A 16597-nucleotide genomic window follows, 5' to 3' on the forward strand; every position below is an offset into this window, starting at 1 on the left:
CAAAAAATAAGACATCTATTTGAACGCCAGTAAATTTTTATTTACTGGCGTTTTTTGTTTTTAATTTTGCCAATATGTTTACAACCTTGCTCGTTATTTTCAGCACATTAAAGCTTACAAAGCGTCACAGCGTATTACAGAGCAGCTATATCGTTTTATTAAGCAACTTTATTATATTAATAACTGATTCCACGCATAACGAGTCATCGGCTAAGAGTTATTAATGATTCATTAATTAACTGTCGGTAGCTTTTAAACTTTTAAACCTGAAACTCAAACTGCCTATTTCAATAGTAAAGGATAACTATTATGAGTAAACAAGCGCAAATGGATACCATCCAAGCGATGGTAAAAGATATTAAATATACCATGATGACCACACGCAATGGCGAAGACCATCTACATTCTTGCCCTATGAATACCACTGAAACCAGCATTGGCGCCAAAGAGATCTGGTTTATTGGACACACGCCTTCTGAAACTGTCGATAACATTAAGCAAAATGCAGAAGTAAATTTGGCTTATACCACAAAAGGCGATGATAAGTATTTGTCTATTTCTGGTACTGCTGAATTGGTCGAGGATACAGAGAAACTTGATGAGCTATGGTCGGTTATGTATAACGCCTATTTTGAGCAGGGCAAAGAAGATCCAAGGGTACAGCTGATTAAAGTGGTGCCGCATGGGGCGGAATACTGGGCAAATGGTAATGCCATTACCAGCGCGGTCAAAATGACGGCGGCGGCAGTTACCGATGCAGCGATTGAAAAAAGCTTAGGGGAAAATTTCTCTATTGAGTTGTAATTATTTGATCATTAAATACACTTAAAACTATGATAAATAAAAAACGCCAGTCACTTATCATGACTGGCGTTTTTGTTTATGAGCGGTTTAAACTTAGGCATGTAAACTTAAGGACTGATAGCATTTATTCTATATACTAACCGCTTTGTTTTAAATACGGCCAAGCCGCTCTTAAGTAAATCATCATCGACCATAAGGTTAAAATTACCGCCGCCACCATCAAGACATACCCTATCATTTCAAGCGATTGCCAATTTAACAATAACACAGTGATAGCGATCATCTGAAAAGTGGTTTTGAGTTTGCCGACATACGAGACAGCAACACTAGTGCGATTGCCAAGCTCCGCCATCCACTCGCGTAGCGCCGAGACGGCAATTTCACGCGAGATAATCACAATTGCCGCAATCGCCATGATGATATTGGGATGCCATTGCACCAAGATAATCAGTGCGGCTGCGACCATTAGCTTATCAGCGACTGGGTCTAAGAAGCGCCCAAAAGCAGAGACCACGTTAAGCTTACGGGCAAAATAACCATCCAGCCAATCGGTCACCGCGGCGATAATAAACACACCGGTTAGTAGCAAATGGCGCAGCAAACTGTCGCTAAATTCGCTCATACCTACCCGCGCGATGACATTGTCCGAAATCGCTGGCATGCCAATTCCCATGGCGGGTGGCCAATAAGCAATCGCCACAAATAACGGAATCATTAAAATACGCGCAATCGTAAGATTGTTGGGTAGGTTAAAGATACTTCTGTCGTTTGGCGTTGGTAGCGGTTTTTGTTCTGGTGTGTGCAGCGGTGTACTCTCGGTCATGACAAACCCAGTTTATAGTGAACGATAAGAATGTGGCTAGCTTAGCATTTTTCAGCCATGTCGTCATGCTTCTGTGCCGGTTGGTTTTGGCTTTACTCAATTGCAAGTGTTTTTGAGCAAAAAATCCTTAGCAAAATGTTTGTTATGAATATTTTTAGCCAATAATCGGCGGATAATAAACCAAAACGTAATGACATGTAAGCAAGCTAGGTAAATCGGCCAATTTCAGTTATGATGACTGTGTAATAAATACAGTTGTACACTGGAAATTGTAAGCAGATGTGAGAATTTCTTGAAATCATAGATTTCGTCATCATCTTTATATTAACAATAATAAATCTTGATCAATTTACTTGTGGCTCGTTATTTAATAGTAGCTCGGTCACATGATAAGTTTTCCTCAGCCCACGACACCTCCTTCGTGGGCTCTTTTTTTGTCTATAAGTTAATGATCTATATAAATTCAAATTTATTATGATGTAATACGTCTAAGTTTAATTCCTTAAAGCCTTTATTATCTGTAAATTAAACTATCGCTGCCATCGTCTGCGCCGCCATTTGATAGCAGCTTTCGATATTACCTTGCCCGCACCAATCGCCGCTGACAATCCATTGTTGCTTATCATCAACCAATACTCCTAACTGCTCTTTATGAGAAGCGGTTACGGTCGCGGCGTAACGCCAACGGTGACAATCAACTTGGCTTGGCGCGCTCTCCGCATTCCAGTTTAATGCTCGCTGAGCGGCTTCTAACAACTTTGCTTTTATGGTATTGATATCGTCATCGACGTGCTGCTCTGACCAGTCGTTGCGCGCATGAATGGTCATGCTGGGTAATAGCGCATGATGCTCAGGCTTATGATGTTCGATAAATATTCTATCAATGATAGAATCCTGTACATAAGCCACATCCCACGCCGTGTCCAAACAGCTTAGCGCCTCAGGTACTGGTTGGTTCTCATTCCAACCAAGCATTAAGGTATAGCACGCCTGCATTGTTGGCTCAGTGATTTTTGCGCATTCACTAAAACCGCTATCTGCCATCAGCTCGACGGCTTGACCATTTGGCGCCGTACAAATTACCCAATCAAAATGACCAAGACTGTTGCCATTTTCATCGAATAGCTCAGTTTTATTACTGGTTTTTTCACTGGTTTTGTCGTTAGTTTTATTATTGATGTTGCTATTTGGCGTTTGCTTATATTGAGATAATCGCGCGACGCGGGTGTTAAACTTAATGGTACTATGCTGCAATTCATCAGCCAATGCTCGTCCCCAACTGGTCATCTTTGGCGTGCTGATATAACGCGCTTGCGTACTCCCCCATTGCTCTTTGAGGTGAATATCGGGTTTCTGATTATTTGCCGACATTGGCGTTAAGCTCACTACTTGCGCGCACCATGGCTGTAGCAAACCTGTCTGCAACCACGGCTCAATAAATTGTTGAAAGCTTGAGGTTTTGGCGGTGAAAAACTGCGCTCCAAACGCCCATTGCCAGTTTTTATCAGTAAGGCTATCGCTGCGGTAACGTGTTGCTAGACGCCCGACGCTGCGTGATTTCTCAAAAATAGTGATTTCTGGTATTGAGGATTTGTCATTAATTTTCTGCTCATTCATTTGGCTAGAAGCGCGCTCTAATAAGGTGGCAGTAAATAGTCCCGTTAAGCCAGCACCGATAATGGCAATTTTTGGCGCTGGTATCGGCGTAGGCTGCAAAGAAGAGTTCAGCATAATGACGGTAAACCTTGTAAATATGGAGAAAAACAAAAGTTATTGAAACTTTAAAGCGCGCTAATAGCAATAACCTCTACGTAAAAAAGCCATAATATTTACGATAGTATGGCTTTTAAAGAAGGGAAAAATTAGTTTAGTGCATATTCTTTTAGTATATCCAATTAACGAATCATACTCTTTACTCTCCGCGTTCCGCTTTGACCACGTCAATCAGCTCATTGATGACAGCGCTATCAGCAAGGGTCGATAAATCGCCCAGACCAACATATTGCCCTGCGGCAAGATTTCGCAGGATACGGCGCATGATTTTACCAGAGCGCGTTTTGGGTAAGACGTCCACCATATAAATAGCATCCAAGTTGGCAATCGGGCCAATTTCCGCGCGCACATGGCGATTGAGCTCAGATTTTAAAGCATCCGTTGCGGTTTCGCCCGATTTTAGAATGATAAAGGCACAAACCCCCATCCCGCGAATGTCATGCGGCATACCGACAATCGCTGCTTCAGCCGTTGCTGGGTGCGCAACCACCGCGCTTTCAATCTCCGCCGTGCCTAGCCGATGCCCGGCAACATTGAGCACATCATCCACGCGTCCGGTAATCCAGTAGTGACCGTCTTCGTCACGCTGCGCACCATCGCCAGTAAAGTAATAGCCCGGATATTCTGTGAAATAGGTTTTTAAAAAGCGCTCGTGATCATTATAAATAGTACGCATCTGCCCCGGCCAGCCGCCACTAATCGCAAGGTTACCTTCTGCCGCACCTTCTAAGACATGACCATCAGCATCGACGACGACCGGCTCGATGCCATATAGCGGATTCATCGCCGCACCCGGTTTCATATCGACAGTACCCGGTATTGGCGCCAGTAAGATACCGCCGGTTTCTGTCTGCCACCACGTATCGACAATCGGACATTTACCGCCGCCAACGACATTGTAATACCAATCCCACGCTTCTGGATTGATCGGTTCACCAACGGAGCCAAGCAAGCGCAAACTTGAACGGTCAGATTCACGGACAAAGGTATCGCCTTCTTTCATCATCGCACGGATGGCGGTCGGTGCTGTATATAAAACCGTGATTTGGTGTTTATCAATAATATGACCGATACGCGCCCACGTCGGATACTCTGGCACCCCTTCGAACATGACCGTCGTCGTCCCATTAGCAAGCGGTGCATAAGTGGCATAAGTATGACCGGTCACCCAGCCGACATCGGCCGTACACCAGTAGACATCATCTTCTTTGATATCAAACACATCGCGAAACGTAGAAAGCGCATAAGTGATGTAACCGCCAGTGGTATGCAGCACGCCTTTTGGCTTGCCGGTAGAGCCTGAGGTATATAATAAAAACAGCGGATCCTCGGCATTCATGACTTCAGGCTCGCAATGCTTTGATTCGCCATCGACCAAACTGTGATACCAAACATCGCGCCGACCGCTCATCGGCACAGAATTACCCGTACGATGGACGACCACGACATTGGTCACGCTTTCCGTACCATCCATGTCTAACGCTCGGTCGACATTGGCTTTGAGCGGTGTGCGTTTATTACCGCGAATACCTTCGTCGGCGGTAATGACCAATTTTGATTGGCTGTCGATAATGCGATTGCCCAAACTCTCGGCAGAAAAACCGCCAAATACCACCGAATGTACCGCCCCGATGCGCGTACACGCCAGCATGGCAACCATCGCTTCTGGTATCATTGGCATATATAAAGTGACGCGATCGCCTTTTTTGACCCCAAGTTTGCGCATGGCATTCCCGAGACGACACACCGCTTCGTGCAGCTCTTTAAATGAGATGATTTTGTGTAGCGATGGATGATCACCTTCCCAAATAATAGCAGGCTTATAAGGGTGATTTTTGACATGGCGATCAAGGCAGTTGACTGAAATATTAAGCTCACCATCCTCATACCATTTGATATGAAAATCTTCTAAGTCATAACTGACATCGCTGATTTTGGTGGGTTTTTTTATCCAATCAATCAGCTCGGCACGCTTCGCCCAAAAGGCATCGTTCGCCTCAGGTGACGCAATAGATTGTTGGTATTCTTTGGTGTATTGCTCAGCGCTAGTATTGGCAGCGGCGACAAACTCAGCCGCGATAGGAAATGATTTTTGAGTCATCGTAGTCATCCTTTTTTAATTATTCTGACTTGTAGCGGCTGTCGTTGCGACTATCATTAAACGGCTTGCGTTAAATATGAACGGCAAACGGTGGCCTATACAAGTGATAAGAGTCATCTTCCATAATGTCTGACACTTAAGTTAGTTTGACAAATAAGCCGCGTCGTTGCAAGACGTCGAGCGCAAAACACAACAATTTCGCTGCACAGCTGTATACTTAACCAGGGGTAGCGATTTTTATAAGTTGACTGAGCAAAATTATTTAATCCTTGTAACCTGCTATAAAACATGGACAATAGCTACCCTTTATGATTAAGACGCCGCATTCGGCTACTTTTTAGTTTTACGATTTTTTATTTCTATTTTTTTAAAGCTTAGCGCTTTTTGGAACCTATCATCATGGAAAATCCGCGCAATGCAGCAGCACACAATCACTACGATGTCATCGTCATCGGCGCTGGGGCGTCGGGGTTATATTGTGCGCTGACTGCGGGTCGCCGTGGTCGCCGCGTCTTGGTACTCGACCATGCCAATAAAGCCGGTAAAAAAATCCTGATGTCAGGTGGCGGGCGCTGTAACTTTACCAATTACTTCGTCGAGCCCGAGCACTTTATCGGTAGTAATGCCCATTTTTGTAAATCCGCGCTCAGCCGTTATCCGAGCTGGGAATTCATTGCTATGGTTAAGCAGCATAAAATTCCTTACCATGAGCGCGAGCACGGGCAGCTATTTTGTGATGATTCGGCGCAAGATATTTTAATCATGCTCCTTGATGAATGCGCTGCTGTGGGCGTGCAAGTCAAGCTCAATACCCACATCGAACAAGTAAAGACTGATGAGAATAATAAGAGGTCTCGCTTTGAATTAATTACCAGTAAAATCCTGAGTAAAAAAGAAAAACAAGAGAGAAAAGATAACGGCAATCAAAGTAAGCTGCCGCAAACCAGCTATCGCTGCGAATCGCTTGTGGTAGCGACGGGCGGCTTGTCTATTCCGACATTAGGTGCGAGCGGTTTTGGTTACGAGCTGGCGCAACAGTTCGGCCATACGTTAGTCGCAACTGATGCCAGCCTTGTGCCATTTACCTTTACCGATAAAACGGGTGAGCTGATTCGCACGCTTGCCGGTATCAGTCTGCCGGTGATTGCCAGTAATGAGCGCATCTCCTTTAAGCTACCGCTGCTCTTTACTCACCGTGGCCTGTCGGGCCCAGCTATGCTGCAACTGTCCAACTATTGGCATGTTGGTGAAACTATTACTATCAATTTGCTACCCGAAATAGATATAACGGCGCTTTTACTAACTCATAAGAAATCGCACCCGCGCCAGCTTATCCGCACGGTCTTGGCAGACAATACCAACAATGCTTTGCCGAAAAAACTGCTGGCAGCGCTACAAACGCATTTGTGGGACGATATCAAAGACACCGAACTTGCCAATATTAAAGATGAGCGCTTGATAGAGCTTGGCACGACGCTGAACGGCTGGCAGCTAAAACCGTCTGGCACTGAAGGCTATCGAACCGCTGAAGTCACACGCGGCGGCATCACAACCGATGAAGTCTCGTCAAAGACCATGCAAAGCAAATATCAAGACGGGCTATATTTCATCGGTGAAGTGCTTGACGTCACCGGTTGGCTTGGCGGCTACAACTTTCAATGGGCGTGGGCCAGTGGTTTTGCTTGCGGCGAAGTGGTTTGATGTTAAGTCATACATACTCTTTAATTTAAAAGCCAGTGATACAAATTTAAAAACACTAAATATTTGACTATTTTGAATTTAACCACCATATAAACCCATACAGATTTAGAATTACTTAAGAGTAGGTATTTCATTCCTGTTAAAGAATGACGGTAAAATAAATAAATATTCTTTAATACAGTTAGGCTGACGAGGTAAGCAATGCGCGCCATCAAACATATTCATAATAATAAAGCACCGCATTGGGTCGGCGATGGTTTTTATGTCAAAACTTTGTTTAATCATTTAGATAACGAAGCTGATTTTAATTATCAGCATACCGATCCATTTTTATTATTGGACTATGGTCAGCCGACCACCTTTGCGCCAAATCCAAACCATGAGAAGGAGTCGCACGGTATCGGGCAGCATCCGCATAAGGGTTTTGAAACGGTGACGATTGCCTACTCGGGAGAGATTAGCCATGCCGATTCGGCTGGCGGTTGTGGCATCATCAAAGAAGGTGATGTGCAATGGATGACCGCCGGGCGCGGCATTATGCACGAAGAATTCCACTCGCCCGACTTTAGCCGCCGTGGTGGACTTTTTAGCATGGTGCAATTATGGGTCAATTTGCCAAGCGCCCATAAACTGACTGCGCCTAAATATCAAACGCTAAAAGGCGCTGATTTGCCTATCGTTGACTTAAGCAATATTGAAAATGGACATGCTATTGGTCAAGCGAGGATTATTGCAGGTAAGTGGCAAAATACGACAGGCGCGGCAAGTACCTTTACGCCAATCAATATGTGGGATATTGCTTTGCATAGCGCTGGCTCAACGACGCTGCAAGTGCCAAACAATCATAACATCATGATATTGGTACAAGAAGGCACGCTACTGGTTAATGATAAGTCAGTAAGCGCAGGCAGTCTGATTCAGTTTACAGCGCCGACTGTTACTGATATCGCTATTATTGATTTCGACAATGGACAATCAGCAACGCAGGTAAGCGATAGTATTAAGTTGACGTACCCTGAGCCAGCTGATGATAAGCTTTCTGGTGATAAGCAAGCACCAAGTACGGTTAAACTATTACTATTAAGCGGTGAGCCGATCGGCGAACCAGTGGTAGGCTATGGTCCTTTTGTCATGAATACCCAAGCGGAGTTAAAACAAACGTTTCGTGATTATCAAACGGGTAACTTTGGTAAATAGCTAAATATTACCCATTAAAAAAGCCACCTTACTATTGTTAGCAAGGTGGCTTTTTATTTATTATCACTTTATTTTAATCGATAAAGCCAATTTAAAATGGCTATCCGATAATATTTAAGCCTGTTTTAAAAAAGGATAATCGGTATAGCCTTCTGTACCGCCACCATAAAAGCTTTGCGGATGTTGCTCATTAAGCGGCGCGCCTTCGCGGATCCGCTCTGCTAAGTCAGGATTGGCAATATAATCACGGCCAAAAGCAACGGCATCGATATAACCATCTTTGATATTCTGCTCGGCTTTTTCAGCGGTATAGCCACCAGCAGCAATAATCATTTGCCCAAAAGCATCACGAACGCGCTGACGGAATTCGGTGCTATAAGGCGTACCACCTGCCCAGTCGGGCTCAGACAGATGTAAATACATCAACCCGCGCTTATTGATTTGCTCAATTAGCCAAATATTTTCGTCTTCATGGTAGCCTGCTTCAACATTATTAAAAGTACCAAGCGGCGAGATGCGAATACCAACATGGTCAGCGTCCCATGCAGCGACACAAGCATCGATAACATCAAGGGTCAAACGCGCACGGTTTTCGCGGCTACCGCCATATTCATCATCACGTTGGTTGGTTTGCTCAACCCAAAACTGATGCAACAGATAACCATGCGCGCCATGAATTTCTACGCCATCAAATCCTGCTTCTTTAGCGTTCTTAGTCGCAAGCCCAAAGTCAGCGATAACTTGCTTTACTTCCTCAAGCGTGGCTGGACGCGGGGTTGTAGATTCAACGCGTATCGGTTGATTATTACTGTCACGCAATGTCGTGCGCACGCCCACATGAACATCAGACGCCGAAATAGGCGCTTTGCCATCAGGTTGGACGCTTTCGTGTGAAACCAAACCGGTGTGCCATAGCTGGACGACAATCTTGCCGCCTTTGGCATGGACATTATCAACGATGGTCTTCCACGCCGTCGTCTGATCTTCGGTATGAATACCGGGCGCGCCAGCATAGCCTTTTGCCTGAAAAGACACTTGCGTCGCTTCGGTAATGACCAATCCTGCACCACTACGCTGTGCGTAATATTCACTGGCTAGTGCCGTAGGAACATCGCCCGGCTCGACCGCGCGTAAGCGGGTTAAGGGAGCCATAAAGATGCGATTTTTTAGAGTTTGGGTACCCATTTTTACGGGTTCGAATAAGGTATCGTGTGCCATGAGGAGCCTTGTTTGTTGTTATAAAATAGATTTATAAGAGTTATTGAGCTTTGATAAATAGCCATGCTAATTGTTAAGACAGCCATTTATCAGCCGAGTTCTTTATAAGGGTAGATACCGCGATTCCAAGTAATACTTACAAACAAAAACACCTACGCAAGTGTATTTCCAACCTTTTAAACGCTATTATTTATGTGACCTTATAAGGGCGTTAAGCTAATAGAATCAGTGGGAATTTTATTAAACGTTACATGCGCCACCCACTCTTCTTTTGCCAATTTTATAAATAACTATCACCATTATTAGCCTTCACTTTTTTGGCATTCACTGAAGGGATAGAGTCCATGCAAAAAACCATATTATCACTTACGATAGGGCTAATTTTCCTCTTGGGTGTGAGCGTGGGTGTGAGCGCTTGCTAACCCAAATCAGATACGTTATCTGAAGCAAATGAGGCGAAAAATACAGAACAAGTCAATAAGCAGGCATCCTTAGAAAAATCAGCAACCAAAACGACTACCGCAACAGACTCAGCGCTAGACGCAAAAACCTGTTTAGTATTGAGTAAATCCATGGGAAAAGTGGATAACAGCAGCAAGATTGACGCTATTTATGCCATCCAAAAACAATTAACAGCCTGTTTACCAACGGCCAGTAATGCCGAAGTCTTAAATCTGCTAAAAGACTATCAAGCGATGTATGAGCGTTTTTTATGGGAGGAAACTGATATTAGTAATTCAGAATTTGACCAAGATTTTTTTGACGTTATGAATGCCTTAGAGGAAGGCGAAAAAGCGCCGGAAGAAAAATTAAACAATCTGAGCCCACGCGTACGCTACTTGGTTGGCCTCATCCAAAATGATGCTGATGTTAGAGTTTACAATTTAGGCGAAGGTTACTATGCCTTTAATCATGATTTGAAAGCAATGGCTGATATATTTACCCCTTATTTGCGCCAAGACCAAAAAGCATTTATCCAGCGGATGGCAATAGAAAATCAAGACATTTTTTTGAGTGATGCCGCCATTACTACCTCTTTTGAAGAGTTGGTTGAGCGGGCGGTGTTTTGGGAAGATTATATAACGCGTTATCCAAATGGCTATGCTGTGCAAGATGCCAAGATGCTACTAGATTCGTATCGCTATTACTTATTTTTTGGCTCAGACAATACCGGATGGACGGATGATGATATTCGTGAGTTTCTAGAACCAGAATATAAGCAGACGATGGTTGCACTCAGCAAACGTCCCGATAGTATTTTAGCAAAAGATGCAACAAACTATCTTAATTTTATGGCGTTGTCCGATAGTGAGCATCAACAGCTTTATCCAGCGCTTAGTACCGATAAAGATGGTGACGGGATGCACTATAGGTCAATGACCTATTATCGATTAAATCAAGCGATGCAGATACCATCCATTTGGCGTACTGATGGGGATAATCGAGAATGCTTGGAAGGGTTGTTTTGCCAAGATATAAGCGTTGATTAATAAAGCACGCACCAAGCAATAAAAAAGCACCTGATTTTTAAAATAAGTGCTTTTTCTAATCGCTATTTTTAACAAACAATCTTAGGGCGTGTCCTCAATTCAATCGATAGACATCTAAATGGTCTAAAAATGGCTAAATTTTGCCAAACTTCGTCAAATAGCTGGGTAATATCCCGATATTAACTGCACTATTTTCCTTGTTTGGCTACAATTTATCTCATTTTTATCACCATTTTTAAAATGAGGACACGCCCTAGTCAATTTTTTAAAAATGATAACCCAATTTCATGCCAAGTGCGTAGCCAGTTCCATCGTCAATATTGGCTACCCGACCATCAACCTTAGTATCGACTGGACCGCCTTCAAACCACATATATTGACCGCCCGCAGAGACACTAAGCTGCTCGGTCAGTTTGTATTGCGCGCTTAATCCCAAGCTTTTGATAGAGTCATAAGGCCCCAATAGACTGAGCGGCGCACCAGTACCGTGGTCATATCCGACACGTACTTCGCCTGAAACTTTTGGATTAAACTGCTTACCCAATGCCACCTCAACCGCGTAACCGTCTTTTTTATAAGCAGCTAAGGGCTCTTGTGTTGATAATGTCGCTAAAGGCGGGGCAACATTAAAGTTACTCCAATCTACCCAGCGGGCGTTAACCATACCTAGCAACTTATACTTTTCACTCAGACCGGTTTGGAAATCGAAATTGACCGACTGCGGCATCTTCACTTCGGTCTTGCCCGCTAGTGGTAAGGCAACTTCATCAGTCGCTGGTCCCGGTGTTACCCCTTCCTGTGACAGTGGCATCGGCGGTGAAAAATATCGAGACGCTTACCTATCGCTTGCGCCAACCGACCACGCTGAAGTTTTATCATTATCAACCAGACAAAGCTTTAGCAGAAGAAAAAAGACTGGAAACGCTGATGCCATTTGCCAAAGCGTTTGACATCATTCCCATTCCCATTCCCATTCAACTTATCATGGCAGAAGGTGCTAAATAAGTGGCATTGATTAAAAGGCTATTTATCAATTAGAAAAAAGCAATATCTTAGGATTTAAGCATCTTTTTAAAAGACAGCTCTAACGACAGATAAGTACCAAACAATATCACCATTGAACCGATAATCGCTGGCGTGTCTAAAGCCTCACCAAGCAGTAGATAGCCTAAAATAATGGCAAAAATTGGAATCACTAAGGTAATGCTGGTCGCGCGCATCGGACCGATACTTTTAATGAGTTGATTCATAAAAATCAGCGCGATGGCGGTTGAGAAGACGCCGATACAAATCACTGACGTCCAAGCAGTGAGGCTAATGGTTTTGCCATAAGGAAACTCATACACCGCTATCGGCAGCATAATAATACTGGCAATGATAAGCGAGCCTGCGGTAATCGCCACCGGCGAGACATCGTATAAATAGTTTCTGGTGATATTGGCGCCGACCGCATAACCGACACAGGCCAATAATGCATAGCCCATCGGCAGTAACCCTGAACCTGACTCAGCGCCCTGCCCGCTGCCGCCAAATAAGTTCTCACTCATCAAAATAATCACGCCGATAACGCCAATGATTAAGCCGATAATTTGTTTTTTTGACAAACGGTCTTTAAAAAAGGTGCTGGCGATAAAACCACTCATCATCGGTACGGACGCATTAAGCACTGCCAACACCCCAGCATTGACCGAGCGCGCCGAAAAAGCAAATAAGATAAAGGGGATAGCCGCAGAAAACATCCCGACCAGCGTCAGCACTTTCCAGTTTTTGCGAATACCTTGTCGGTTTTCCTTACTGATTAATACAAAAATCAGCATGGTCAGTCCAGCCAATACCACACGCAGGCTGGCAAACGCGAGCGATCCAAATTCGGGTACACCAATACGGTAAAAAATAAAAGACAGCGACCACATAAAGGACAGTGTCATAAAAATAATGAGGTCGCGGTTGGACATGGGTAAATCCTATCAAGCGTTAGACGTTAAAAAAACCACGATGATAACTGGTTACACGCTTGAGAGCTGTTGTCTTTTTATACTGTTTGCAGATTTTTTATAGCTTTACCTTATCCAAAATAAAATCAATATCTTTATCGCCGCGCCCTGATAGATTAACCAAAATCGTCTGATCCGCTGACATATCCTTGGCGATTTTCATCGCATAGGCAATGGCATGTGCCGACTCTAACGCAGGGATAATACCTTCAAGGCGTGATAACGCCATAAAGGCTTGTAAACATTCTGCATCAGTCGCCGACTCATAGAATGAGCGACTCAGATTAGAAGTTCATGTCCTCAATACCACGGGCGGCATCGATAAAGTTGAGCATTACACTTGCGATAAGCTCTTCCTTAATGCTGGCAGTACGGGCACCTCAGAGCTATTATTAAAAAGCCAAGCTGAAGGTAAGCTTAATAAGCTAAACGAGCATATTGGACAGCATTGGGGACCCAACGGCAACATCATGACTGGGCGCAATTTCGTCCACGCCGCGGGCACCACCCAATCGACCATTCCGGTCAAAGGTATCAATATGTGGGACGGCGATAGAGATGGCTCAAAGTACAAAATCTTTGCCGAACTCGCGCCATTACCGCTAGGGCTTGAGACGTGGACGACGCTATATCTCGCCATCACTGACAATCCAGAACGCGGCAATTATTATTATGATAAGACCACCAAAACCATCAAACTGAATTGGAAACGCGAGCAAAACGAGTACTCGATCAATGCTGCTAAAGAGCTGTTAGATAAGCTCGCCAAAGTAAATGGTGGATCAACTTCAAGCTTATTGTTCACCAAAGGCTTCGGCGATAACTTCTGCTATCACCCACTTGGTGGCTGCGTATTGGGCAAAGCGACCGATGAATTTGGACGCGTCAAAGGGCACAAAAATATCTACGTGCAAGATGGGGTGTTAATCCCCGGCAGCGCTGGCGTCAATCCGTATGTGTTTATCACGGGACTTGCCGAACGTAATATGGATAAGATTTTAAGGGAAGATTTTGGGTAGGTTATTAGTAGTGTAGAATTTGCTAACATAATATACACGTTTCTACTAATAGGAATAAGGCTAATGGTAACTTGTGTGTAGGGTCTGTGCTTGTGAGCAAATTCTAGCTTTCCCCTGAACCTAATTTTTTAATTGCTTTATCAATATTTTGTAATTGCTCATTAGTTTTTATTAAAGTTTCTGAAATCTTCTTATCCCAGTTTGAATCAGAAATATCTGTTCCGTGAAATGCTTCAACGAAAAGCTGAGACGAACTCGATGATCTATTAAACCAAGTCATAGAATTAGCTCTTCTGTACTTAGCTTTAACTATAATATTCTTACCTCCAATATATTTTTTTAACCCTCCATATTGCCCCCAAGAAATAATAATTTTTTGGTTAGGGGCTAAGAAAGGAATTCCATCTACGATAGGCCCAGATATCATTGTTTTTGGCATGCTCTGAGGTTCTTCTATAGTGAAAGCTTTTTCAGGTAAATCTCTAGACGTTTCAAAACTTATATTTTCTGCTGGCCCTTTACCTATGTTCTCAATAATTAAAATAATAAGTGATGGTCGCTTTTTATCTGTATCTACATAAACAATAACTTCTGGATCGGTTGACGAACGGTAGACCGCATAAGTTATGGCAGCTGAGGCCGTTGCTATTAAAGCTATAAACACAGATATCCAATTTGCCAAATCTATTTGCATGCATAACTCTCCAACTAAGTTAAAACTGTGTTTATTCTAAACATTTTCTTTCCACTCGCTCATTCGTCGTTGAGATATTTCTACAGCACTGTCGGAAAACAGTTCAGGATAGCGAAGTATTACTGCTTCGAAAGCATAGGCTTCCAAGCCCATCTCTAATAATGCGGTATAACCTTTTGTCTCAGATTTACGATCAACGGCGCGCTCGACAGCATTAATTATTCCGTATTTTTGAATCATTGGCCAAGTTCTAGATGCGCGTGTTTTCTTACCATTTTTGGCACTTAGCACCTCTTCATAAGCATAGACTGCTTTTATAGCTTCTTTCTCTGCCGACGTTTCAGCACCATAGTTTTCAGCTTTTAAGTGAATAGCTCGTTCTTTTGCTTGTTTTACCAAATCTTCTCTGCCTGCATTCAAAGCATTTTTAGCAAAAATCTCACATTTCTTAGGAGTGTCTAAGTTTTTTATCCTTTCATCCATAACCAAGTCTCTTCTTATGCATCAGTTAGCTGGTTTGAACCAATGCTATTTGTTACTTAATATCAGTCGTAATCATAACAGAAAGACTAAAAATAAGTTAACTTCTTAAAACCTCAGACTTAAACCGCTCCCATACCACACACCCATTGAATTCCAACCACGCATCGGCAACAATGACAGTATCTATTGATAACATTCAATCTAGAATAATTATTCAAGAAAAAGGATAAGTAATGAAACTGCGCATCTTAAAATCTGCCGTGACCAACCCTTGGTTTAACCTCGCGACCGAGGATTGGATATTTAATACGCTCAATCCCGACTCGCACACGCTATTTTTATGGCGCAATAGCGAGACCGTGGTCATTGGGCGCTCGCAAAACCCATGGGTAGAATGCAAAATCGATAAGATGGAAGCCGACGATGTATTTTTGGCGCGGCGGCAGAGTGGCGGTGGCGCGGTGTTTCATGATTTGGGCAATACCAACTTTACCTTTTTATCACCCAAAGTTGACTACGATCAAGAAGCGAACTTTACCATCATTATTAATGCACTAAAAAAGTTGGGCATAGACGCGGATTTATCTGGGCGCAACGACATGCAAGTCGGCGATAAAAAAATATCAGGTAGTGCCTTTAAACACGCGGCGGATCGTAGCTTTCATCACGGGACTTTATTAGTTAATGCCAACATGCAAAAGCTAGGCGATTATCTCAACCCCCATCCCCTTAAGCTCAAAGCCAAAGGCATCAAGTCGGTGCGTGCGCGCGTTGCTAACTTAGTTGAGTTTAATGAAGACATCAATCACGAGACCTTATCTAATGCGATTATCGAGGCGTTTTGTGAATATTATCGTGACACTGAGTATGGCGACACTACGCCAGTAGAAGAATTGGATGAAGCCAGTCTCGCCAAGCAGCCTAACCTGAACAAATACTATCAACAAATGGCAGATTGGGATTGGCGCTTTGGCAAGACGCCTGAATTTAGCCATCATATCGAGACGCGATTTGATTGGGGCATTATTGATTTGCACCTTGATGTGAAACAAGCAGTGATACGCGATGTTGTCATTTTCTCTGATGCGCTAAACGTTGAGTTGATTGATTTGTTAAAAGAGACATTGACTGACATTAAATATAATAGACATGAAGTAAAAGCCACGCTTGCTGAATTAAGCAAAGCGCATCCTGATTTGGCAGCGCAAATTGATGATGTCTCTAATTGGTTAATTGGCGAGATGGAAAGTTAGATTTTTGCTTGTTATTTATAGTGAGTAAAGAGTTTCTATTTCTTATT

At 43.4% G+C, this 16597-nt stretch carries 15 protein-coding genes and 1 pseudogene; 7 read left to right on the plus strand and 9 right to left on the minus strand.

What is annotated here, in order from left to right:
- Positions 1 to 309 precede the first annotated feature (309 nt).
- Positions 310 to 804 (plus strand): pyridoxamine 5'-phosphate oxidase family protein, encoded by a 495-nt coding sequence (locus H9653_RS02260; protein ID WP_191690141.1) that lies wholly within the window; start codon positions 310 to 312, stop codon positions 802 to 804.
- Positions 805 to 940: 136 nt separating this feature from the next.
- Here H9653_RS02260 and pgsA read toward each other — a convergent pair whose 3' ends face one another.
- From pgsA to acs, 3 genes are all read right to left on the minus strand, one after another.
- A complete protein-coding gene (pgsA, locus tag H9653_RS02265) occupies positions 941 to 1627 on the minus strand; it encodes a CDP-diacylglycerol--glycerol-3-phosphate 3-phosphatidyltransferase (protein ID WP_144297861.1) in 687 nt (228 codons plus the stop codon).
- Positions 1628 to 2152: 525 nt separating this feature from the next.
- Positions 2153 to 3358: an NAD(P)/FAD-dependent oxidoreductase gene (locus H9653_RS02270; RefSeq protein WP_191690143.1), complete on the minus strand. Its 1206-nt coding sequence runs from the start codon at positions 3356 to 3358 to the stop codon at positions 2153 to 2155.
- Positions 3359 to 3539: 181 nt separating this feature from the next.
- Positions 3540 to 5501, minus strand: a complete 1962-nt coding sequence (acs, locus tag H9653_RS02275) for an acetate--CoA ligase (RefSeq protein ID WP_191690145.1) — start codon at positions 5499 to 5501, stop codon at positions 3540 to 3542.
- 399 nt (positions 5502 to 5900) lie between these two features.
- Between acs and H9653_RS02280 the strand changes: the two genes are divergently transcribed.
- Both H9653_RS02280 and H9653_RS02285 read left to right on the plus strand, forming a co-directional pair.
- Positions 5901 to 7202 carry a BaiN/RdsA family NAD(P)/FAD-dependent oxidoreductase gene (locus H9653_RS02280; protein WP_191690147.1) on the plus strand — a complete coding sequence of 434 codons (1302 nt, stop codon included), beginning with the start codon at positions 5901 to 5903 and terminating at the stop codon, positions 7200 to 7202.
- Positions 7203 to 7403: 201 nt separating this feature from the next.
- Positions 7404 to 8399, plus strand: coding sequence for a pirin family protein (locus H9653_RS02285; RefSeq protein WP_191690148.1), 996 nt, complete (start codon positions 7404 to 7406; stop codon positions 8397 to 8399).
- Positions 8400 to 8513: 114 nt separating this feature from the next.
- Here the strand turns inward: H9653_RS02285 and nemA are convergent, their stop codons facing one another.
- Complete coding sequence (nemA, locus tag H9653_RS02290) at positions 8514 to 9617, minus strand: alkene reductase (RefSeq protein ID WP_191690150.1); 1104 nt, start codon at positions 9615 to 9617, stop codon at positions 8514 to 8516.
- A 572-nt stretch (positions 9618 to 10189) separates the two neighbouring features.
- Here nemA and H9653_RS02295 point away from each other — a divergent pair.
- Complete coding sequence (locus tag H9653_RS02295; RefSeq protein ID WP_191690152.1) at positions 10190 to 11107, plus strand: hypothetical protein; 918 nt, start codon at positions 10190 to 10192, stop codon at positions 11105 to 11107.
- A gap of 265 nt (positions 11108 to 11372) precedes the next feature.
- Here H9653_RS02295 and H9653_RS02300 read toward each other — a convergent pair whose 3' ends face one another.
- Positions 11373 to 11918 (minus strand): hypothetical protein, encoded by a 546-nt coding sequence (locus H9653_RS02300; protein WP_191690154.1) that lies wholly within the window; start codon positions 11916 to 11918, stop codon positions 11373 to 11375.
- A 5-nt stretch (positions 11919 to 11923) separates the two neighbouring features.
- Between H9653_RS02300 and H9653_RS02305 the strand changes: the two genes are divergently transcribed.
- Entirely contained in the window at positions 11924 to 12112 is a 189-nt protein-coding gene (locus H9653_RS02305; RefSeq protein WP_191690156.1) for a hypothetical protein, read from the plus strand.
- 47 nt (positions 12113 to 12159) lie between these two features.
- On the opposite strand, the gene H9653_RS02310 is transcribed toward H9653_RS02305, so the two are convergent.
- Positions 12160 to 13062 carry a DMT family transporter gene (locus H9653_RS02310; RefSeq protein WP_191690158.1) on the minus strand — a complete coding sequence of 301 codons (903 nt, stop codon included), beginning with the start codon at positions 13060 to 13062 and terminating at the stop codon, positions 12160 to 12162.
- A 97-nt stretch (positions 13063 to 13159) separates the two neighbouring features.
- A pseudogene (locus H9653_RS02315) lies at positions 13160 to 13384 on the minus strand (tryptophan synthase subunit beta); the annotation flags it as partial.
- A 187-nt stretch (positions 13385 to 13571) separates the two neighbouring features.
- Here H9653_RS02315 and H9653_RS02320 point away from each other — a divergent pair.
- Complete coding sequence (locus tag H9653_RS02320) at positions 13572 to 14120, plus strand: GMC oxidoreductase (RefSeq protein ID WP_225211568.1); 549 nt, start codon at positions 13572 to 13574, stop codon at positions 14118 to 14120.
- A gap of 103 nt (positions 14121 to 14223) precedes the next feature.
- Here H9653_RS02320 and H9653_RS02325 read toward each other — a convergent pair whose 3' ends face one another.
- Positions 14224 to 14814 carry a hypothetical protein gene (locus H9653_RS02325; protein ID WP_191690160.1) on the minus strand — a complete coding sequence of 197 codons (591 nt, stop codon included), beginning with the start codon at positions 14812 to 14814 and terminating at the stop codon, positions 14224 to 14226.
- 36 nt (positions 14815 to 14850) lie between these two features.
- The gene (locus H9653_RS02330; RefSeq protein WP_191690162.1) at positions 14851 to 15297 is read right to left on the minus strand and encodes a hypothetical protein; all 447 of its coding nucleotides are present in this window, start codon (positions 15295 to 15297) and stop codon (positions 14851 to 14853) included.
- A gap of 233 nt (positions 15298 to 15530) precedes the next feature.
- Between H9653_RS02330 and H9653_RS02335 the strand changes: the two genes are divergently transcribed.
- Positions 15531 to 16550, plus strand: coding sequence for a lipoate--protein ligase (locus H9653_RS02335; protein WP_191690165.1), 1020 nt, complete (start codon positions 15531 to 15533; stop codon positions 16548 to 16550).
- Positions 16551 to 16597 lie beyond the last annotated feature (47 nt).

Origin of the sequence: Psychrobacter communis (genome assembly GCF_014836505.1) — a bacterium.
GTDB classification, from domain to species: domain Bacteria; phylum Pseudomonadota; class Gammaproteobacteria; order Pseudomonadales; family Moraxellaceae; genus Psychrobacter; species Psychrobacter faecalis.

Coding starts and splice junctions, on each gene's coding strand:
- H9653_RS02260 (WP_191690141.1), top strand. CDS start 310: ATGAGTAAACAAGCGCAAATGGATACCATCCAAGCGATGGTAAAAGAT.
- pgsA (WP_144297861.1), bottom strand. CDS start 1,627: ATGACCGAGAGTACACCGCTGCACACACCAGAACAAAAACCGCTACCA.
- H9653_RS02270 (WP_191690143.1), bottom strand. CDS start 3,358: ATGCTGAACTCTTCTTTGCAGCCTACGCCGATACCAGCGCCAAAAATT.
- acs (WP_191690145.1), bottom strand. CDS start 5,501: ATGACTCAAAAATCATTTCCTATCGCGGCTGAGTTTGTCGCCGCTGCC.
- H9653_RS02280 (WP_191690147.1), top strand. CDS start 5,901: ATGGAAAATCCGCGCAATGCAGCAGCACACAATCACTACGATGTCATC.
- H9653_RS02285 (WP_191690148.1), top strand. CDS start 7,404: ATGCGCGCCATCAAACATATTCATAATAATAAAGCACCGCATTGGGTC.
- nemA (WP_191690150.1), bottom strand. CDS start 9,617: ATGGCACACGATACCTTATTCGAACCCGTAAAAATGGGTACCCAAACT.
- H9653_RS02295 (WP_191690152.1), top strand. CDS start 10,190: ATGGGAAAAGTGGATAACAGCAGCAAGATTGACGCTATTTATGCCATC.
- H9653_RS02300 (WP_191690154.1), bottom strand. CDS start 11,918: ATGCCACTGTCACAGGAAGGGGTAACACCGGGACCAGCGACTGATGAA.
- H9653_RS02310 (WP_191690158.1), bottom strand. CDS start 13,062: ATGTCCAACCGCGACCTCATTATTTTTATGACACTGTCCTTTATGTGG.
- H9653_RS02320 (WP_225211568.1), top strand. CDS start 13,572: ATGACTGGGCGCAATTTCGTCCACGCCGCGGGCACCACCCAATCGACC.
- H9653_RS02325 (WP_191690160.1), bottom strand. CDS start 14,814: ATGCAAATAGATTTGGCAAATTGGATATCTGTGTTTATAGCTTTAATA.
- H9653_RS02330 (WP_191690162.1), bottom strand. CDS start 15,297: ATGGATGAAAGGATAAAAAACTTAGACACTCCTAAGAAATGTGAGATT.
- H9653_RS02335 (WP_191690165.1), top strand. CDS start 15,531: ATGAAACTGCGCATCTTAAAATCTGCCGTGACCAACCCTTGGTTTAAC.